The following is an 18,722-nucleotide window of genomic DNA, read 5'->3' as shown; positions in this document are numbered from 1 at the left end:
GGGACGCTGCCAGCCAGGCGAGCAGGCGGCCTTGGGGCCAGCAGCGGCCACGAGCCTCGGCGTGCAGGACAGCCAGGCCGGCGCGCAGCGCCTCGGCGACTCGCTCAGGGCGACCGCGACCCGCTCGTACAGTGGCGAGGTCCCGGCGGCGTCGACTTCACCGAAGCGCCGGTACACCTGTGCGAGAGTGCGGGCCCTACCCACGGCGGTCGGCGCCGGGCATCCGGGCATTCGCACGATCGGTACGGGGAAAGCAGGTCGGCGAGGGATGACGAGCCTGACGCAGCGGGGTTGGGATCGGTACCGATCCCAGGCGTACGAGGATGCGCTCGCTGACTTCACCCGTGCGCTGGCCGAGGACCCGGAGGACTACGGCGCCGTGCTCGGGGTCGGTCGTTGTCATCGGCTCCTGGGTCGGCTCGACGACGCTGTCGCCGCGTTCGGCCGGGCTCACGATCTTCGGCCGGGGGAGGCCCGGCCGCTGTGTGAGCGCGGGGCGATCCGGATCCTGCAGCACCGGTGGGCCGAATCGCTGGCCGACTACGAGGCCGCGGCTGCGCTGGATCCTGCGTATCCCGGGCTGCGTTCCTACTTCGCGGAGCTCTACCTGTTCACCGGCCGGGCCGCGGAGGCGCTGGAGATCAGCCGGCAGGCCGTTGCCGACGAACCGGACAACCTGATGAACCGCATCAACATCGGCCATGCCCACCTGCTGCTCGGCCAGCTCGACGAGGCGCGCCGCGACTACCGCGCGGTCGCGGAGGAGGTGCATCCGCTGAAACGGCGTACCGGGGCAGAGCTCGTCCGCGAGGACTGGCGACTGATGCGCGCGGCCGGAATCGACGTCCCCGCACTCTGATCAGTCGGTGTTGAGGACGAGACAGAACGGGTGGCCGGCCGGGTCGGTGAGGACGCGGACGTTGTCCTGCGGCTGGAACTCGGACAGCACGGCTCCCAGCGCCACCGCGTCGGCGACGGCCGTGTCGAGATCGCCGACCTGGAAGTCGAAGTGCATCATCGGGCGCTGCCGGCCGGCGGCGGGCGGCCAGACCGGCGGCTGATAACCGGTCGCCTGCTGGAACACCACGAAGATCGATCCCTCGACGGCGGACAGGACCACCGTCCCCGGCGACTCCTCCACCTGCGGCCACCCGAGCAGCCGGGAGTAGAAATGGGCCAGGGCGACGGGATCCGGGGCCTCGATGGTGGTTCCCCACCACATGCCCGGCACCCGGGAGCGCAGGGCCGGCGCGGTCACGTCGTTGCTCGTCATGCCGCGACACAGTATTCGACGGACCGGCTCAGCAGCAGGTGCAGGCCGCTGCCGGCGTCGGACAACAGACACGGCCCCGCCACGCGTTCCGGCCCTCGGAGTCGAGCCCGAACCCGATCAGCGCCGTCGTCGAGGCCCGCGTCCCGGCGCCGAGCGCGACGACCGCCTCCACGACGTTGTAGGTGATCGCGGCCGCCACGAGCAGCCGGATCCGGTGCGCCAGCGCGGCGCGTCCCGGGTCGAGCGTGGTCATCGGCAGCAGCCGCAGCGGCCGGGCGGCCGGTCCGGAACGTGATTCAGCGGGCAGGACTCGTTGCCGGCGCAGGTGGCCAGGTCGTCGCAGCCGGCGGCGACCGCGGCCCGCAGGGCGTCCCGGATGCCGTCCAGATCGGCGATCCTGGCCTCGATCTCGGCCAGCTTCGCGACGGTGCGTTCGCGCAGACCCAGTCCCTGATCCCGCTGGGGGCGCCGTCCGACCTCGATCAGGTCGGCGACGTCGTCCAGGGAGAAACCCAGCCGTTGCGCGGTTTTGATCGTTCGCAGCGTGATCACCGTCTCCGGCGGGTAGAGCCGGTGACCGCCGAGGGTCCGGGCCGGCTCGTCGAGCAGCCCGCGCCGTTCGTAGTACCGCAGCGTCTGGACGTTCACGCCGGCCGCCTCGGCGACCTGGCCGGTCCGCAGGTCGCCGGTCACGGCCTGGATCCGGCGCGCTCGGCCAGGGCGTCGAGGACGTCCACGTACGCGGGCGGCACCGCGATGTCCAGCAGCAGCGGATCCCCGTCGGTCAGCCGGAAGGTGAAGAACGAGCAGCAGGCGGTCTCCCGACGGGCCAGGTCCCGTACGCGGCCGGGGTCCGCCGCCAGCGTCAGCGTCAGCTGGGTCGGGCTGCGCCGGTCGACACCGCGGACCGCGGTCGCGAACAGGTCGTCGAACTCGGCCAGCCGTACGGGACGTTCCGCGGTGGGCAGCGTGCACGCCGCGGGTGCCCACCCGTCCGAGCTCTGCGGTGCCGTCATGACCCGACGGTAAACCTGTACCCGGGTACCGGATGCAACCTCAGTCGTGACACCGGCGCGGCCAGGCTGGTGACGTCCAGCTCCGCGGGCACGAATGCGAACATGTAGGTGGCGTCTGCGGGTGGAGGACCAGGTGGCGGAGCAGGTCGGTCACGGGCGTGAGCACGGGCACAGCCACGGGCTCGGGGCGCGGGCGCGGCACGCGGTGTCGGAGACGTTCGGCGGTCACTCCCACGACGCGGCCGACTCGATCGACGACGCGCTGGAGGCCGACAAGGCCGGCCGGCGGGCGCTGCTGACCAGCCTGGCCGTGCTCGGGGTGACCGCGGTCCTGCAGGCGATCGTGGTCGTGTTCACCGGGTCCATCGCGCTGCTCGGCGAAACGCTGCACAACGCCGCTGACGCGCTGACCGCCGTGCCGTTGCTGGTGGCGTTCGCGCTGGCGCGGCGGGCGGCGACGAAGCGGTTCACCTACGGGTACGGCCGGGCCGAGGACCTCGCCGGCCTGTTCGTCGTCGCCATGATCGCGCTGTCGTCGGTGCTCGCCGCGTACGAGGCGATCCGGCGGCTGATCGACCCGCAGGGCGTGGAGCGGGTGTGGGCGGTCGCGCTGGCCGGGCTGATCGGGTTCGTGGGCAACGAGTGGGTCGCGCGCTACCGGATCCGGGTCGGCCGGCAGATCGGGTCGGCCGCGCTGGTCGCCGACGGCCTGCACGCCCGGACCGACGGGTTCACCAGCCTCGCGGTCCTGCTCAGCGCCGGGGGCGTCGCCGTGGGTTGGCAGTGGGCCGATCCGGTGGTGGGTCTGCTGATCACCGTCGCGATCCTCGGCGTGCTGCGCTCGGCCGTCGTGCAGGTCGGCGCCCGGCTGATGGACGCCGTCGACCCGGCGCTCGTCGACTCGGCCACGAGGGCGGTCGCCGGTGTCGAGGGCGTCCGCGGCGTACGGGACCTGCGGGTCCGCTGGATCGGCCACACGCTCCGGGCCGAGGCCGACATCACCGTGGACGACAGCCTGACCCTGGCGCAGGCGCACGACCTCGCCCACCACGCCGAACGGCACCTGCTGGCCGACGTCCGCCGGCTCAACGCGGCCACCATCCACGTGAGCCCGGCCGGCGCCCATCCCTGAGCGCCGGTCCTAGAAGGCGGTGGCGTTGTCGGTCACCCAGTCGCGGAAGGAGCGGGCGGGTACGCCGAGGAGGTCGGCGATCGTGGTGGTGACGTAGGCCGGCGTCCCGATCGTGGCGGCCCAGGCGGTCAGGAGCATGTCCACGACCGGGGGTGGCCAGCTGCCCTGCGTCTCGCGCCGGAACTCGTCGGGGGACAGCTCCTGGAAGGTGACCGGGCGGCCGAGGACCTCGCCGATGATGCGGACCTGCTCGGCCTGGCTCAGGGCTTCGGGGCCGGTGAGGACGTGGTCGCCGGCGGACCCGTCGTGGGACAGGGCCCGGGCGGCGACGGCGGCGACGTCGCGCTCGTCGACGGGGGCCGTCTCGGCGCTGCCGTACGGCCAGCGGACGACGCCGTCGGCGCGGATCGCCGGACCCCACCAGACCGCGGTGTTCGAGGCGAACATCCCCGGCCGGAGGATCGTCGACTCGACGCCGGTGGCGGCGATGCGGCGCTCGATGTCGGCGTGCAGATCGGCCATCGGGTTCGGTTGCCGGAAGAACGGGTGCGGGGTCTGGTGCGGCGAGGAGAGGAAGACGACCCGCCGCGCGTGCCGGCCGAGACGCTCGACGACGGCCGGAACGGTGGCCGGCGGGGCGGTCCAGACGAGGAAGACCGCGCCGACCCCGTCCAGGGCCGCGTCGAGCGACCCGGGCTCGGTGAGGTCGCCGGTGACGACCTCGACGTCCGCCGGCAGCGGCGTCCCGGAACGGCGTGTGAGGGCGCGGACCGGCACGCCCGCGTCGACCAGGAGGTCGACGACGAGGCTCCCGACCCGTCCGGTCGCTCCGGTGACGAGCACCGGCGCGGTCATGGGGCGTTCCGGGGCTGGCGCACGGACCAGATCATGTCAGGACTGGCGGGCCGGCCGAACCCGCGGCGATGGTCGGTAGTTTGGGGAGGTGGTCGACGAGGGCGGGCGGGTCCGGGAGCTGCTGGCGGCTCAGGCCGATGCCGAGCGGTTGTTCGAGGAGGTCCGGAACGCAGGGCTGATCGCGGCGGGCGAGGGGGAGCAGGCGGTCAGCGACCGGATCCGGGACCTCGCGCACGAGATGTTCGGCGTGGACCGGTGGTGGCACAAGCGGATCGTGCGGTCGGGGCCGAACACGCTGCAGCCGTACCAGGAGAACCCGCCGGACCGGGTCATCGGAGCCGACGACATCGTGTTCTGCGACTTCGGGCCGATCTTCGCCGAGTGGGAGGCCGACTTCGGCCGGACGTACGTGCTGGGCGACGACCCGGTGAAGCACCGGCTGGCGGGCGACCTCCCGCGGGTGTTCGAGGCCGGCCGCCGGTACTTCGCCGGGGATCCCGGTGTCACCGGCGAGCAGCTCTTCGGCCGGGTCAGGGAGCTGGCCCGGGAGGCGGGCTGGGAGCATGGCGGCCAGCACGCCGGGCACCTGATCGGCGAGTTCCCGCACGAGCGGATCGCCGGCGACCAGATCGAGAACTACATCGCCACCGGCAGCACCCAGCCGATGCGCCGCCCGGACCGGACCGGCCGGCAGTGCCACTGGATCCTCGAGGTCCACCTCGTCGACCGGGCCCGCGGCTTCGGCGGCTTCTACGAACAACTGCTCGACCTGTAACGGTGACCCGGCCCGGAACGACGCGCAGCCGCGACGTCGCGTCGTTCCGGGCGGTGTAGGGATGCCGTTCCTGGTCGCGATCGTGGTGCTGGGTGCGAACCTGGCCGCGAACCGGCTCGCCCCGGGCGCGCATCTGCTCATCGGGATCGCGGTCGTGCCGGGACTGGCGCTGATCGCGCGCGCCGCCGGGCTGACCCGCGCCGAGCTCGGGCTCGGGCGGTGGCGGGACGGCCTGCGCTGGGGCGGGATCCCGGCCCTCGCGCTCGCCGCCGGGTACGGGCTGCTGCTGGTCGTCCCGCCCGCCCGGGACGTCCTCGAACGCGCCGACGGTCAGAGCTGGCCCGCGGTCGTGCTCGCGGTGCTGCTGGTGATCCCGGTCGGCACCGTGCTGGCCGAGGAGCTCGCCTTCCGCGGCGTGCTCTGGGCGCTGGTCCGCCGCCGGGCCGGAACGGCTGCGGCGACGGCGATCTCGTCCGTCCTGTTCGGACTGTGGCACGTGCTGCCGGCGCTGGGTGCCGGCCCGGCCAACGAGATCGTCGGCGGCGCGACCGCGGTCCGGGTGGCCGCCACGGTCGTGGTCACCGGGATCGCGGGCGTCGGCTTCTGCTGGCTGCGGGTCCGCAGCGGGAGCTTGCTCGCGCCCGCCCTGCTGCACTGGGCGGTCAACGGCCTGGGGCTGCTGGCCGTCCAGGTCGCGTGAGCGGTCAGGGCGAGCGGTAGTTGCGGGCGACCGACTGCTGGATCCGGCTGTAGTCCGCGGTCGGGTCGAGCCCGAGCACGCCGGCCCAGGCCGGCACCAGCTCGTCCTGGTAGCTGTGCCCGTGCCCGGCCGGCGTCGAGCCGGCCACCATCATGTCCGTGGTCAGCTGCCAGAAGGTCGCGAACGACGTCCAGTTCATCACGGTCACGTCCGAGCCGACGCCCTCGTGCATCCAGTCCGGCTGCTCGATGAGCAGGTTCGGCGACCAGCGCGCGATCGGGTCGGAGGCGTGCTGGACGTACGCGACCCGCGGCGCCTCCCAGGCCCCGTACGAGCGGCCGTAGAGGTCGCGGGTGAGCTCGGCCGGACGGCTGGCGAACCGGATGTGGGTGCCGTCGCCGACGACCGGGACGACCTCGGGGGAGCCGCCCTGCCGGTCGTCGGTGAGCGTGCGCAGCAGCGGCGTGAAGTTCGGCGTCCCGACCCAGACAGCGCCGTCGATGCGGGCGAGCATGTCGTCCCCGTCCCGGAACGGGGCCTGGCCGCCGTACGCGCCGAGCGACTCGCCGCCGAGCAGCAGCAGCGGCCGGGACGCGGCCGGCCGGGTGGCCAGCTCGGCCTCGACCCGGCCCAGCAACGCGCGCCCGGCCGTCGCCGGGGTCCTGCGGTCCGACAGCAGCGCGACCGGGCTCGGCAGGTACGAGTACTGCATTCCGGCGATCGCGCTGTCCCCGCCGGTGAGGTACTCGATCGAGGACGCGGTCCACTCGTCGACCCAGCCCCGGCCGGTCGTCGTCATCAGGGCGAGCACGGACCGGTCGAACCCGCCGGTGCGGCGCAGCTCGGCCACGACCGCGTCGGCGACCTGGTCGACCGTACGGCCGCCGGTCAGCCCGGCGTAGACGCGGATCGGCTCGATCGCGGGGGCGCCGGTGGCGGCGGTGATCGCGGCCGGGGACGAGCCGTCGGAGACGAACGCCTGGCCGTTGCGGCCGAGCGAGGACCAGGGCACCGGTGAGCCCGGGCCGCCGGTGCGCAGCGGCGAGGTCGGCGCGAGCCGGCCGTCCGGCGTACGGGAGTTGACGACGGCGGCCTGCTTGCCCGCGTAGTCCATCGCCCGGCGGTAGATCACCGAGTTCGTCAGCACCAGCAGCAGCCCGCCGACCAGCAGCACGGCCAGGGTGGTCGCGACCCAGGGCCGGAAGAAGCGCTGGCCGACCTTCGAGGAGCGCCGGGTCAGCCAGCGCAGGCCGCGCCCGGCCAGGATCACCAGCACGAAGACCAGGACCGTGGCGGCCAGGCTCAGCACCAGCGTGATCGGCCCCGGCACGGCCTTGCCGACCAGCCGGGCGGTGTCCCGCTGCCAGTGCAGGCTCCAGAGCCAGACCAGCGTCACGATCACCGCGAGCGCGATCCAGCCGGTCCGGCGCAGCCGCCGGGCCCACACCGGCGCCATCGTGATCCGCAGCTGCAGGCGGTTGCGGACCCGCCGCCAGCACCAGGAGATGACGAGCCCGAGGCCGTACCCGTACGCGGTGCTGAGGCCGGCCGCGATGCCCTGCATGTACCAGCTGCGCGGGATGAGGCTCGGGGTGATCGAGGCGAGGAAGAACCACGCCCCGACCAGGATCGCCGCCGTACGGCCGGGATGCGCGCGCTCGACCCGCTCCGGCACGGCGGGTGCGGCGGTGCTGTCCTCGACCACAGCGCTCATGCGGACACGCTCGCAGCGTGGGGCCCACCGGGTAAGGCGGCGAACCGGTCCAGCGGGGGGCGGGTTTCTGGTCGAGACGGCTCAGAGCGGGGTGCCGGGGAACTCGGCCCGCACGCAGGTTCCGCCGCCGACCGGCGTCCAGACCCGCAGTCGCCCGTCCAGCGCCTCGACCCGGTCGGCCAGCCCACGCAGCCCGGTCCCGCGGGCCAGGTCCGCGCCGCCGACGCCGTTGTCGCTGACCTGGACGACCAGCAGCCCGGCCGCCATCCGGACGTCGACCGCGGCCGCGCTGGCGCCCGCGTGCTTGGCCGTGTTGGCCAGGCTCTCGCAGACCACGTAGTACGCCGCGACCTCGATGTTCTCCGGCAGCCGCGGCACGTCGGCCATCTGCAGGTCCAGCGGCATCGCGGTGCGGCCCGCGACCGACTCCAGCGCCACGGCCAGACCGTGCCCGCTGACCACGGCCGGATGGATGCCCCGGGCGATGTCCCGCAGCTCCCGCAGGGAGACCGCGACTTCCTGCCGGGCCCGGCCGAGCCGCTCCCGGGTCTCCCGGTCGCCGTTCAGGGTGCCCTCCAGCAGCCCGAGCTCCAGCGACAGCGCGATCAGCCGCTGCTGGGCGCCGTCGTGCAGGTCGCGCTCCAGCCGGCGGCGCTCGTCCTGGGCCGCGTCGATCAGCCGGGACCGGGAGCCGTGCAGATCCTGCAGCCGGGCCCGCAGCTCGACCTGCAGCCGGTCGTTCTCCAGCGCGATCGCCGCGGCGGCGCTGACCGCGGCGACGAGCTCGGGTTCCTCCAGCAGCGACGGGTGGTGCAGCAGCGCCGCCAGCGGCTCGCCGCGCTGCTCGACCACCGTCACCGCCCGGTACGCGCCGGCGCCCGGCAGCGTCGCCGGCCGGCCGTGCCCGTCGGCCCAGTCGCCGTACTCGGGCAGCCAGTAGACGACGGTCAGCGAGTCGTCCCGCAGCGCCCGGGCGATCAGGTCGCGCAGGTCCGCCGGCGGTCCCGCGTTCAGGCGGACGACGAGCTCGCCCACGCCCGAGCGGGCCAGCCGCTGGTCGAGCAGCCCGAGCAGGAACGCCGGCGGTGCCAGCCCGACCACCGCGAACGTGACCAGCCGCAGGATCTCGAACCCGGGCAGCTGGAAGGTGCCGGCCGCCAGCAGCGCCGCGACCATCACCAGCCCGGCGCCGAAGGCGTCGACCAGCAGCGCGACCGGCCGCCGCAGCACCGGCCCGGTGGCCCGCTGCCGCTGCCAGAGCGCGACCGCGCCGATCAGCGACAACGACATCAGCGCCAGCAGCTGGACGTTCTGCACGGTCTCGGCGATGTCCGGGCGGACCGCGATCGCGAGCAGGTGCCGGTCGTCGAAGCCGCCCAGAACGAGCACGACGAGCTGCAGGAGGAGCGCCACGGCGTACCCGGCGGCGACGACGACCCGGCGGGCGCGGCCGGTGACCCGGCCGGTCGGGTAGGCCAGGAACACGTGCAGCCAGAGCGCCGGCAGCAGCAGGTCACAGAGCTGGCCGACGGTGTTGAGCACGGCCGTGTCCGACCACTGCAGCGTGCTCACCGGGGTGACCAGACCGGCCGCGATGAGCAGCGGGCCGAACCGGCTGTCCGGCCGGCGCCGCCAGGCGATCAGCCCGGCTCCGATGAACGGCAGCGTCGTCCAGGCCAGCAGCGCGACCCGCAGCCGCGGCTGGAACAGTTCGGTGTTGCCGGAGGCGAGCAAGACGGCCATGGTGCTCGCGCCCGCGGTGGCGAGCAGGACCGTCCACAGCACGACCGGCCCGGGCGGCGTACCGGTCGCGGGCGGGGCAGCGGCATGCGGTTGGAGGGCCATGCGGCCCCTCCCTGTACGGCTGGGAGCCGATGCCGTGGACGGTACGCGGCGGCGCCCGTCCCGGACACCGCCGCAGCGCCGCACCCCTGGATTCACCGCCGCGGCGGTGAGCTGAATTCCTATACCTGCCTCCGCCGGGTCGCCAGGGGGAGCGCCACCAGCAGCAGGCCGCCGAGCAGCAGCACTCCGCCGGCGACGAACAGGGCGACCGTGGCCCAGCGCAGACCCGGCACGGTGCCGCCGAGGTCGAGGTCGGCGTCCACGCCGGCCGAGCCGTCGGCGTTCATCACCACGACCGTCCAGTTGCCGGTGGCCAGCGTCCAGTCCAGCGTCCGGGTGCCGGTGCCGGAGTCGCTGCGGTCCCAGAACGTCTGGTCGCCGGGCGCGGACCCGGGAGGCCCACCGTCATGGGCCTCGTACTGGACCTCGACCGGGTCGACGTCGATGTCGCTGATGTCGTCGTGGCCGACGCCGTCGAGGTAGCGGGCGACCTCGGCGGTCGGCGCGATCCCGATGAACACGGCCTGGGCGGGGTCCTCCGCGGTCGCCCGGATGCGGACGTCGCCCAGCAGCGACCGCGCGTACGCCTTGTCCGGACCGTTGACGTCCACGCCGAGGCCCGGCACGGAGACCGCGTACGACCGGGTCGCGACCGAGGCCGGCCCGCTGGTGAGGAACCCGTCGTCGCCGCGGGAATGGCCGGCGGCGGCGACCGCGATGCCGCCGGCGACCAGGCTGAGGCCGACCAGCGCGACGACGCTGCCGATGACGATCATCGCGATCTGGCCGCCGCCGAGCGGCCGGCGACGACGTGCGGGCCGGGGGCCGGGAGTGCGGACCGGTGTCGTGCTCACGCGGATCAGCTCCTGTCCGAGAGGGGGGTCAGGCCCGTCGCAGCGCGGCCGCGGACCAGGCCGAGTTGAGCCCGCTCTGCATGTAGCCGATCAGCACGGGGGTGAGGAACACGCCGAGGACGAGGCCGAGCCAGCCGTCGATCGGCAGCCGGTGGTACAGCCGCTGCGCGGCCTGGATGCGCTGGAACGTCGTCACCGACGTCCAGACGGCCGGGACGACGACCAGCCCGCCGGGGAAGTAGGCCAGGGTCGAGGCGGCCGGGTCGGTGCCCAGGTCGTCCCGGCCCAGGGCCCGGCCGTGGTCGGCCAGCTCCCGGTTGACCAGGTACCACCAGACGATCGTGTGGATCCCGAGGGTGATGACGGTGAGGACACCGACCACGATCGGGTTGCGGTACCTCACCGTCGAGCCGGGCAGCAGCTGGTACTCGCCGCGCGGCGGCAGGCCGAGCTCCAGCGGCAGACCGGGTGCCTGCGACCGCTCGTCGTACCGGGGCGGCAGCCGTTCGTCGCCGGCCGGCAGTGGGATGGGGGGGTGGGTTTCGGGGGGCGCGGGTTCGGACATGGCCCCACCGTCGCAGCGACCGGTACGGCCGGACAGGCGGCTGACCCGTCGCCCCGGGGCCGGTTTTCTGGTGTCCGGGGCCGGTCCGGCGCGGTAGCGTCGGGTTTCGCCCGTCCTCGCTCGCAGCGACCGCGCCCGGTCCGTACGGCGGCGTGGTCGGGAACAGAGGCCCCGTTGGTCCACCGAACCCGGCGCCCGCCCGGCGCGGCGGTGCCCCGATGCGGGTAGCGATCGCGGAGGACAGCCTGCTGCTGCGGGAAGGTCTGGTCCGGCTGCTGGCCGGCGCCGACCTGGAGGTCTCGGCCGCCTGCGCCACCGCGGAGGAGCTGCTGGTCCGGGTGCGCGGCGACCCGCCCGACGTGGTGATCGTCGACATCCGGCTGCCGCCCACGCACACCGACGAGGGCATGCAGGCGGCGCTGCACATCCGCCGGCACCACCCCGGGGTCGGCGTGCTGGTGCTCTCCCAGTACCTGGAACTGGGGCTGGCGACCCAGCTGCTGGGCGACTCCGCCGACGGCGCCGGCTACCTGCTCAAGGACCGGATCAGCGACGTCGACGACTTCGTGGCCGCGGTCCGGCGGGTGGCCGCCGGCGGCTCGGCGATCGACCCGCAGATCGTCTCGACCCTGCTGCGCCGGCAGCGCCGGGACGACCCGCTGCAGCGGCTGACCCCGCGGGAGCGGGAGGTGCTGGCGCTGATGGCCTCCGGCAGCTCCAACCAGGGCATCGCCGACGCGCTGGTGATCACCCTGCGGGCGGTGGAGAAGTACGTCTCCAGCATCTTCGACAAGCTCGGCCTGCCGGCCACGCCGGCCGACTCCCGGCGGGTGCTGGCGGTCCTGCACGTGCTGCGGTCCTAGGCGAGCTCCGCGCGCAGTCGCGGTCCGGACAGGTCGGCCTTGTCGATGAAGCCGCGGGCGCCGCTGCGCTCGACCAGGCCGCCGTACTCGGCGCGGGACCGGCTGGAGACCATGACGACGATCGGCGCCGGCCGGGTGCCGGCCAGCGCTTGGGCGACCGCGAAGCCGTCCGCGTCCGGGAGCTGGACGTCCAGCAGCACCACGTCCGGGCACAGTTCGGCCGCCAGCCGCAGCGCCCCGGCGCCGTCGACCGCGTCGCTGACGACCTCGAAGCCGGAGGCGACCAGCACCCGCCGGGCCGCGTCCCGGAACAGGGCGTGGTCGTCCACGATCAGCACCCGCAGCGGCACCGGACCTACCTCCCGCCGGGCCCTGCCGGGACCGGTCCTGCCGAGGTCGTGCCGGCCCGGGGCTGGACCGGTCGGTTGGTTCATCTGCCCGCCGCGATGCGGATCAAGCGCTCGAGGTCGCGGCGGGACAGGCCGACGGCGGCGCCGGCCGGGGACACGCCGGGCGCGGAGGCGGGCAGCCGGACCCGCAGCGCGCCCGGCCGCGAGGTGAACCGCAGCGGCGGCGCCATCCGGACCGCCTCGCCGTCCAGGCCCAGCGCGACCAGCGGCTGGGCCGAGTCGATCACGAACTCCGTCGCCGACCACTGCCGGACCGGCCGCAACCGCCGGGCCAGCGGCAGCCGCCCCAGCCCGGTCGCGGTGGCCGAGAGGATGCCGAGCCGGCCGGCGTCCAGCCGCGGGCGGGTGCCGGCCACCCGCAGCCGCCGCAGCTCGTACGGGTTGTTGGAGACCAGGACCAGCGCCGCGCCCGGCGCCGGCGAGCCGTCCGGGGCGTCGTAGCGCAGGTCGGCCGGGGCCGCGTCCGGGCCGACCAGGTCCGGCAGCAGCCGCTGCCAGGTCCCGAGCTTCGCGTTCCGGTACGCCGCGGACTGGACCACGCTCGCGTACAGGCCCAGGGAGGCGTTGTTGACGAAGACCCGGCCGTTGACCGCGGCCAGGTCGATCCACCGCTCCACCCCGGCGGTGAACGCGTCCAGCGCGCCGACCGGGTCGTCCCGGTCGAGTCCGAGGTCGAGCGCGAAGTGGTTGCGGGTGCCGGAGGGGATGCAGACGTGGGCGACGCCGCGCTCGCTGGCGACGGCCGCGACGATGCCCTGGGAGCCGTCCCCGCCGGCCATCCCGACCACGTCGGCGCCGGCGTCGATCGCCTGCTCGACCACCGCCCGCAGGTCGTCGCCCGGGGCCAGGACCACGGTGGTGATGCCGCGCCGGGTCGCCTCCTCGACCAGCCCGACCCGGTCGGCCTTGCCGTCGCCGGAGCGCGGGTTGACGAACAGCACCGCCCGCTGCGCCGGCGGCACCGGCCGGACCCCGGTCGCCGTACGGCTGGTCCGGACCGCGGCCCGGGCGGCCAGCCCGAACAGCACCAGGCAGCCCGCGAACGCCACCAGCTCGACCCGGTGCCCGTACGCGGTCCAGCCCAGGCCGGTCAGCGCCAGCAGCACCACCGGCACCGCCAGCCAGCGGGCCCGGCGGCGCCGCGTGACGACCAGCCAGACGCCGTACGCGGCCACGGCGGCGCAGGCCAGCACGCCGATCGCAGCCGGGATGTTCACCGCCAGCACCAGGAACGGGACCACGGCCAGGACGAGCAGGACCAGCGCGGCCAGCGCCGCGAGCCGGGCCAGCAGGCGCCGGTGACCGACCTTCGCGGGCTCTTCCTGCACGTCGTCCACCCTGACAGCTGCGGGCCGTTCGAGGAGGGGGACCAGCCCCCGAGCCGCAGGGGCGGGTTTCTGGCGTGTTCACGCGGCTCACAGCTGGGGGTGAGGCGGGCGACCTACGCTGGCGCGAGCGGCCGGGACCCAACCCGGCCGGGTCGGGCGACGCGGGTCGGAGGCGGGGGAGTCATGTCGTTCATCTGGGCGATCATCGCGGGACTCATCATCGGGTTGATCGCGCAGGCGGTCACGCCGGGCAAGCAGAACCTCCCGATCTGGCTGACGATCATCATCGGGGTCGTCGGGGCGATCATCGGCAACATCCTGGCCAGCGCGATCGGCGTACGGCACACGGGCGGGATCGACTGGATCCGGCACCTCCTGCAGATCGTCGCCGCCGTCGGGCTCATCGCCGTGGTCGAGCCGGCCTGGTCCCGCCGCCGCCTCGGCAGCCGCTAGACGGCGATCGGGGCGCGTCCCGCAGGACGCGCCCCGAATCGGGACCGCATGGCGATCAGTCGTCGGCGCCGTGCCCGCCGGACCCGTGGTCGTCGCCCGGCTCCGCGGTCCGGCTGGTGCCGGTCCGGTCGTCGACGCCGGTGTGCCGGGTGCCGGTCCGGTCGTCGGTGCCGGTGTGCCGGGCGTGCGTCTCGCCCTCGGCCACCCGGCCGCGGGCCTCGTTCTCGTGCGACTGCGAGTGGGTCTGGGACGTGCTCGTCGTCGCGGGGGCCGGCGAGGACGAGCCCGCCGCCTGCGCCACGCCCACGCCGAGCCCGCCGAGAACCACCGCTGCGCCGAGGGCCACCGCCGACGTCTTCGCGAACCGCATCATCTGTCTGTCCTCCATCGTGTTCCTGCATCGTGTGCCGTGCTGACAGGGACCACTCTCGCTCCGGGCCCGACAACGCCGCCCCAGCCCGACCTCAAGGAACCGATAAACATGGACGACGGCCTCGCGGCCCGGCTGCTGACCGCCGCGGGCCCGCCGCCGGGCCCGTTCCGCACGACCCCCGTGTCCGGTCCGGACTCCGTGAACCGGTCCTGGGCCGTCCGGACCGGTGACGGCCGGTACGCCCTGCGCGAGTACCGCTGGCCCTACGCCGGGGCCGACGACCTGGACCGCCCGCTCAAGGAGGAGTGGCTGTCCGCGCCGGCTGCGGCCCGCCGTCCGCAGCACGCCCGCGCCGACCTGTGCGCGGGCCCGGGCGTACCTGGGCGAGGCGGACGCCGTGCTGGTCCGGCCGGAGCGGGAGGTCCGGTAAGTATGCTCGGGATATGGATCTTGGGTTGGTGGACAAGGTCGCGGTGGTGACCGGGGGGAGCAAGGGGATCGGGCTGGCGATCGCGCGGCAGCTGGCCGCCGAGGGCGCCCGGGTCGTGCTCGTCTCCCGGACCGAGGCGGACCTGGCCGCGGCCGCGGCGTCGATCGAGGCGGACACCGGCCGCCGTCCGGCGATCGCCACCGCGGACGTGGGCGACGACGCCTCGGTCACCGCGCTGGCCGAGCGGGTCGCCGCCGAGGTCGGCCCGGTGCAGGTCCTGGTCAACGCCGCCGCCACGCCCAACACGGCCGGCGGGTTCCCGGAGGACCAGCTCGAGGACCACATCAACGTCAAGGTCCGCGGCGCGCTGCGCACCGCCCGGGCGTTCGCGCCGGGCATGATCGCGGCCGGCTGGGGCCGGATCGTCAACATCAGCGGGCTCGCGGCCCGCCAGTCCGGCAGCGTCGTCGGGTCGGTCCGGAACGTCGCGGTCGTCGCGATGAGCAAGACCCTCGCCGACGAGCTCGGCCCGCAGGGCGTCAACGTGACCGTCGTGCATCCCGGCGCGACCGCGACCGAGCGGACCCCGGCGCTGGTGGCCCGCACGGCCGAGCGGCAGGGCACCGACGCCGCCACGGCGGAGAGGTCGATGGCCCGCGGCGTCACGATCGGCCGGCTGGTCACCGCGGCCGAGGTCGCCGACGTGGTGACGTTCCTGGCCAGCCCGCGCAGCGTCGCGATCAACGGCGACGTGATCGCGGCCGGCGGCGGCGTCACGGGCTCCGTCTACTACTGACGGTCCACAAAGCACCGTCCACAGTGTCCCGTCCCGACGGCGTGATGGGCTGACCCGTCGAGGAGGTCGGCCGTGTCCGACGCACCCACCGTCCGCAGGATGGACGAGGAGGACTGGCCCGCGGTGGCCGCGATCTACGGCGAGGGCATCGCCACCGGCAACGCGACGTACGAGACCGAGGTGCCGTCCTGGGCACAGTGGGACGCCAGGCACCTGCCCGGGCACCGGCTGGTGGCCGAGCTCGACGGCGTGCTGGCCGGCTGGGCCGCGGTCGGCCCGGTCTCGGGCCGGCCCGCGTACGCCGGGGTGGTCGAGCACTCCGTCTACGTCGCCGCGGCCGCCCGCGGGCGGGGCGTGGGCCGGGTCCTGCTGGCCGAGCTGGTCGGGTCGACCGAGCGGGCCGGCATCTGGACCGTCCAGAGTGGGATCTTCCCGGAGAACGAGGCCAGCCTGGCGCTGCACCGGGGCGCCGGGTTCCGGGTCGTCGGGGTCCGCGACCGCCCCGGCCGGCTGCGCGGCCGCTGGCGCGACGTCGTCATCGTGGAACGCCGCAGCAAGGTCGCCGGGACCGGGTGACCAGGCCACGGACCGAGTTGGTCCGTACCGGACTAATGTGGTCCGGGTGCGGCCGACCAAGCAGGAGATCGACGACGAGATCGTCGAGCGGGCCGCCGCGCTCTTCGCCCGGTACGGCTTCGAGCAGACCTCGGTCCAGCGCATCGCCGACGCCGTCGGCTACTCCAAGACCGGACTGCTGCACCGCTTCCCGACCAAGGAGGCGCTGCAGGACGCGGTGATCGACCGCTGGGCCGGCAAGGTCCGGGCCATCGCGGCCGGCGTCTCGGACCTGCCGCCGGGGCCGGAGCGGGACCTGGCCGTGATCACCGGCGTCGTCGACCTGGCGCTGCGCGGGCCGGGCGTCGTCTCGCTGCTGCTGGGCGCGCTCAGCTCGTTCGAGACGGGGGAGACCGCGATCCGGCTCAAGACCGTCGGCGCGGGGCTGTTCGACGCGTTCGCCGCCGACAAGGACGGTGACCCCGAGCGGGCGGTCCGGATCGGCGCCGCGCTCGGCGGGCTCGCCGTCATCTCGCTCGCCACCCGGGACGCCGCGCCACCGGGCATCCGTACGCACCTGATCGCCGCCGGCTACGACGCCCTGGGGCACCACCGCCCCGGGGCGCAGTGAGGACTTGCGATGGCCACGTTCCTGTACCGCCTCGGGCACGGCTCGTACCGGCACCGCGGCGCCGTCGCCGGTGTCTGGCTGCTGCTGCTCCTGCTGACCGGCGTCGGCGCGGCGACCCTGTCCGGCAAGACGGTGAACACGTTCCAGATCCCGGGGCAGGAGTCGACGACCGCGCTCACGCTGATCGGGCAGCGGTTCGGCGCCGGCGCCGACGGCGCCACCGCGCAGGTCGTGCTGGCGGCGCCGGCCGGCGCGACGATCACCACCGGCGCGGCCGCGACCGAGGTGGCCGGCACGGTCGCCGCGCTGCGGAAGCTGCCCGGCGTGGTCGGCGCGACCGACCCGCTGGACCCGAAGGCGCCCGCGGTGTCGCAGGACAAGCGGGCGGCGTACAGCACGGTGACGTACGGGGTGCAGGCGCCGGACATCACCGACGCCCAGCGGGAGGCGCTGCTGGCGGCCGTGCAGGGCGCCCGCGACTCCGGGCTGACCGCGGAGGTGACCGGGCAGGCGTCCCAGCCGACCTCCGGCGTCGGCGGCCTCGCCGAGCTGATCGGCGTGGTCGCGGCGCTGGTGGTGCTGGCCCTGACGTACGGGTCGCTGGTGGCGGCCGGGATGAACCTGCTGACCGCGATCGTCGGCGTCGGCATCGGCGCGCTCGGCATCACCACGCTGACCGGCTTCGTCGACCTGAACTCGACCACGCCGATCCTCGCGCTGATGCTCGGCCTCGCCGTCGGGATCGACTACGCGTTGTTCATCTTCACCCGGTTCCGGCAGGAGCTGGCCCGGGGCCGGGACGTCGGGGACGCGATCGCGACGGCGACCGCGACGGCCGGCTCGGCCGTGGTCACCGCCGGCATCACCGTGGTCATCGCGCTGGCCGGGCTGGTGGTCGCGGGCATCCCGTTCCTCACCGAGATGGGGCTGGCCGCGGCCGGCACGGTGGTGGTCTCGGTGCTGCTGGCGGTGACGCTGGTGCCGGCCGTGCTCGGGTTCCTCGGGGCCCGGGTCAGGCGGCGCAAGCCCCGCCGGGACCGGGGTTTCTGGACCGGCTGGGCCTCGACCGTGACCCGGCGGCGCGGGCTCAGCCTGGCCGCGGCCGTGGTCGCGCTCGCGGTGATCGCGATCCCGGTGGCCTCGATGCGCACGACGCTGGTGCAGCCGGACGTGCCCGGTACGACCCAGGCCCGGGCCACCCAGATCCTGTCCGACCGGTTCGGGCCGGGCGTGACCGGTCCGCTGATCGTCCTGGTCGACGGGCCCGGGGCGGCGGCCCGGGCGGCCGCGGTCAGCCAGCAGGCCGCGACGCTGCCGGGCGTGGCCCTGGCGACCCCGCCGCAGCCGAACCAGGACGGGTCCGCGGCGCTGGTCACGGTCGTCCCGTCCTCGGCCCCGGACAGCGAGGCGACCGTCAGCCTCGTGCACGCGCTGCGGGACCGGGTCGGCGGCGACACCGCCCCGCGCGCGTACGTCACCGGCAACACCGCGGTCAGCGTCGACGTCTCCCAGCAGCTCGGCCACGCGCTGCCGATCTACCTCCTGCTCGTGGTGGGGCTGGCGCTCGTGCTGCTGATCCTGGTCTTCCGGTCGATCCTGGTGCCGGTCGTCGGCGTGCTGGGCTTCCTGCTCACGATCGGGTCGGCGCTCGGCGCGACCGTCGCGGTCTTCCAGTGGGGCTGGCTCAAGCAGGTGTTCGGGGCCGACTCGACCGGGCCGCTGCTCTCGCTGACCCCGATCCTGGTCATCGGCGTGCTGTTCGGGCTGGCCATGGACTACCAGGTCTTCCTGGTCTCGCGCATCCACGAGGCGCACGCGCACGGGACCCCGCCGCGGGAGGCGATCCGGACCGGGTTCCGGCAGGCGGCGCCGGTGGTCGTCGCGGCCGCGGCGATCATGTTCTCGGTGTTCGCCGGGTTCGTCGGGCCCGGCGACGCGACGATCAAGCCGATCGCGTCGGCACTCGCGCTCGGCATCGTGTTCGACGCGATCGTGGTCCGGATGATCCTGATGCCGTCGGCGATGGCGCTGCTCGGCGCGAAGGCCTGGTGGGTGCCGCGCTGGCTGAACTGGCTGCCCCGCCTCGACATCGAGGGCCTCGCCCTGCAGCAGGCCCCGCCCGAGGAGCGCACCAGGGAGCCGGTCGCCGGCTGA

21 protein-coding genes and 1 pseudogene are annotated in these 18,722 nt (G+C 74.7%); 10 read left to right on the top strand and 12 right to left on the bottom strand.

Annotated features, from left to right (window positions below):
- Positions 1 to 61 precede the first annotated feature (61 nt).
- Complete coding sequence (locus VGP36_16730) at positions 62 to 859, top strand: tetratricopeptide repeat protein (GenBank protein HEV7656361.1); 798 nt, start codon at positions 62 to 64, stop codon at positions 857 to 859.
- Here the strand turns inward: VGP36_16730 and VGP36_16725 are convergent, their stop codons facing one another.
- The 4 genes and pseudogenes from VGP36_16725 to VGP36_16710 all read right to left on the bottom strand — a co-directional run bounded on the left by VGP36_16725 (position 860) and on the right by VGP36_16710 (position 2,289).
- A complete protein-coding gene (locus VGP36_16725) occupies positions 860 to 1,273 on the bottom strand; it encodes a VOC family protein (GenBank protein ID HEV7656360.1) in 414 nt (137 codons plus the stop codon).
- Between the two features lie 97 nt (positions 1,274 to 1,370).
- Positions 1,371 to 1,526, bottom strand: a pseudogene (locus tag VGP36_16720) (cobalt transporter).
- Positions 1,523 to 1,966: a MerR family transcriptional regulator gene (locus VGP36_16715; protein ID HEV7656359.1), complete on the bottom strand. Its 444-nt coding sequence runs from the start codon at positions 1,964 to 1,966 to the stop codon at positions 1,523 to 1,525. The pseudogene VGP36_16720 and the gene VGP36_16715 overlap by 4 nt, the downstream one beginning before the upstream one ends.
- A complete protein-coding gene (locus VGP36_16710; GenBank protein HEV7656358.1) occupies positions 1,963 to 2,289 on the bottom strand; it encodes a hypothetical protein in 327 nt (108 codons plus the stop codon). The genes VGP36_16715 and VGP36_16710 overlap by 4 nt, the downstream gene beginning before the upstream one ends.
- A 205-nt stretch (positions 2,290 to 2,494) precedes the next feature.
- Between VGP36_16710 and VGP36_16705 the strand changes: the two genes are divergently transcribed.
- Positions 2,495 to 3,421 (top strand): cation diffusion facilitator family transporter, encoded by a 927-nt coding sequence (locus VGP36_16705; GenBank protein ID HEV7656357.1) that lies wholly within the window; start codon positions 2,495 to 2,497, stop codon positions 3,419 to 3,421.
- Between the two features lie 9 nt (positions 3,422 to 3,430).
- On the opposite strand, the gene VGP36_16700 is transcribed toward VGP36_16705, so the two are convergent.
- Positions 3,431 to 4,276: an NmrA family NAD(P)-binding protein gene (locus tag VGP36_16700; GenBank protein HEV7656356.1), complete on the bottom strand. Its 846-nt coding sequence runs from the start codon at positions 4,274 to 4,276 to the stop codon at positions 3,431 to 3,433.
- Positions 4,277 to 4,364: 88 nt separating this feature from the next.
- Here VGP36_16700 and VGP36_16695 point away from each other — a divergent pair, with 88 nt between their 5' ends.
- The gene (locus tag VGP36_16695) at positions 4,365 to 5,051 is read left to right on the top strand and encodes a M24 family metallopeptidase (protein ID HEV7656355.1); all 687 of its coding nucleotides are present in this window, start codon (positions 4,365 to 4,367) and stop codon (positions 5,049 to 5,051) included.
- A 61-nt stretch (positions 5,052 to 5,112) separates the two neighbouring features.
- Positions 5,113 to 5,751, top strand: a complete 639-nt coding sequence (locus VGP36_16690) for a CPBP family intramembrane glutamic endopeptidase (GenBank protein HEV7656354.1) — start codon at positions 5,113 to 5,115, stop codon at positions 5,749 to 5,751.
- A 4-nt stretch (positions 5,752 to 5,755) separates the two neighbouring features.
- Here VGP36_16690 and VGP36_16685 read toward each other — a convergent pair whose 3' ends face one another.
- The 4 genes from VGP36_16685 to VGP36_16670 all read right to left on the bottom strand — a co-directional run bounded on the left by VGP36_16685 (position 5,756) and on the right by VGP36_16670 (position 10,729).
- Positions 5,756 to 7,465, bottom strand: a complete 1,710-nt coding sequence (locus tag VGP36_16685; protein ID HEV7656353.1) for an alpha/beta-hydrolase family protein — start codon at positions 7,463 to 7,465, stop codon at positions 5,756 to 5,758.
- Between the two features lie 81 nt (positions 7,466 to 7,546).
- Positions 7,547 to 9,310 carry a histidine kinase gene (locus tag VGP36_16680; protein ID HEV7656352.1) on the bottom strand — a complete coding sequence of 588 codons (1,764 nt, stop codon included), beginning with the start codon at positions 9,308 to 9,310 and terminating at the stop codon, positions 7,547 to 7,549.
- 119 nt (positions 9,311 to 9,429) lie between these two features.
- Positions 9,430 to 10,164 (bottom strand): hypothetical protein, encoded by a 735-nt coding sequence (locus VGP36_16675; GenBank protein HEV7656351.1) that lies wholly within the window; start codon positions 10,162 to 10,164, stop codon positions 9,430 to 9,432.
- Positions 10,165 to 10,192: 28 nt separating this feature from the next.
- Entirely contained in the window at positions 10,193 to 10,729 is a 537-nt protein-coding gene (locus tag VGP36_16670; GenBank protein HEV7656350.1) for a DUF4234 domain-containing protein, read from the bottom strand.
- Positions 10,730 to 10,947: 218 nt separating this feature from the next.
- On the opposite strand from VGP36_16670, the gene VGP36_16665 reads away from it, so the two are divergent.
- A complete protein-coding gene (locus VGP36_16665; protein ID HEV7656349.1) occupies positions 10,948 to 11,592 on the top strand; it encodes a response regulator transcription factor in 645 nt (214 codons plus the stop codon).
- Here the strand turns inward: VGP36_16665 and VGP36_16660 are convergent.
- Positions 11,589 to 11,942 (bottom strand): response regulator transcription factor, encoded by a 354-nt coding sequence (locus tag VGP36_16660; GenBank protein ID HEV7656348.1) that lies wholly within the window; start codon positions 11,940 to 11,942, stop codon positions 11,589 to 11,591. The two genes, VGP36_16665 and VGP36_16660, sit on opposite strands and share 4 nt — an antisense overlap.
- An 80-nt stretch (positions 11,943 to 12,022) precedes the next feature.
- Positions 12,023 to 13,330: a diacylglycerol kinase family protein gene (locus VGP36_16655; GenBank protein ID HEV7656347.1), complete on the bottom strand. Its 1,308-nt coding sequence runs from the start codon at positions 13,328 to 13,330 to the stop codon at positions 12,023 to 12,025.
- Between the two features lie 183 nt (positions 13,331 to 13,513).
- Between VGP36_16655 and VGP36_16650 the strand changes: the two genes are divergently transcribed.
- Complete coding sequence (locus VGP36_16650) at positions 13,514 to 13,783, top strand: GlsB/YeaQ/YmgE family stress response membrane protein (GenBank protein ID HEV7656346.1); 270 nt, start codon at positions 13,514 to 13,516, stop codon at positions 13,781 to 13,783.
- A 55-nt stretch (positions 13,784 to 13,838) separates the two neighbouring features.
- On the opposite strand, the gene VGP36_16645 is transcribed toward VGP36_16650, so the two are convergent.
- On the bottom strand, positions 13,839 to 14,171 hold the full coding sequence (locus VGP36_16645; protein HEV7656345.1) for a hypothetical protein: 333 nt from the start codon (positions 14,169 to 14,171) through the stop codon (positions 13,839 to 13,841).
- 428 nt (positions 14,172 to 14,599) lie between these two features.
- On the opposite strand from VGP36_16645, the gene VGP36_16640 reads away from it, so the two are divergent.
- From VGP36_16640 to VGP36_16625, 4 genes are all read left to right on the top strand, one after another.
- Positions 14,600 to 15,382 carry an SDR family NAD(P)-dependent oxidoreductase gene (locus tag VGP36_16640; GenBank protein ID HEV7656344.1) on the top strand — a complete coding sequence of 261 codons (783 nt, stop codon included), beginning with the start codon at positions 14,600 to 14,602 and terminating at the stop codon, positions 15,380 to 15,382.
- A gap of 72 nt (positions 15,383 to 15,454) precedes the next feature.
- Positions 15,455 to 15,958: a GNAT family N-acetyltransferase gene (locus VGP36_16635; GenBank protein ID HEV7656343.1), complete on the top strand. Its 504-nt coding sequence runs from the start codon at positions 15,455 to 15,457 to the stop codon at positions 15,956 to 15,958.
- Between the two features lie 46 nt (positions 15,959 to 16,004).
- On the top strand, positions 16,005 to 16,568 hold the full coding sequence (locus VGP36_16630) for a TetR/AcrR family transcriptional regulator (protein HEV7656342.1): 564 nt from the start codon (positions 16,005 to 16,007) through the stop codon (positions 16,566 to 16,568).
- 9 nt (positions 16,569 to 16,577) lie between these two features.
- The gene (locus VGP36_16625; protein ID HEV7656341.1) at positions 16,578 to 18,722 is read left to right on the top strand and encodes an MMPL family transporter; all 2,145 of its coding nucleotides are present in this window, start codon (positions 16,578 to 16,580) and stop codon (positions 18,720 to 18,722) included.

The sequence above is a fragment of the Mycobacteriales bacterium genome (genome assembly GCA_035995165.1).
In the GTDB taxonomy this organism is placed as follows: domain Bacteria; phylum Actinomycetota; class Actinomycetes; order Mycobacteriales; family CADCTP01; genus CADCTP01.
This window is presented reverse-complemented; position numbering and strand designations above follow the sequence as displayed.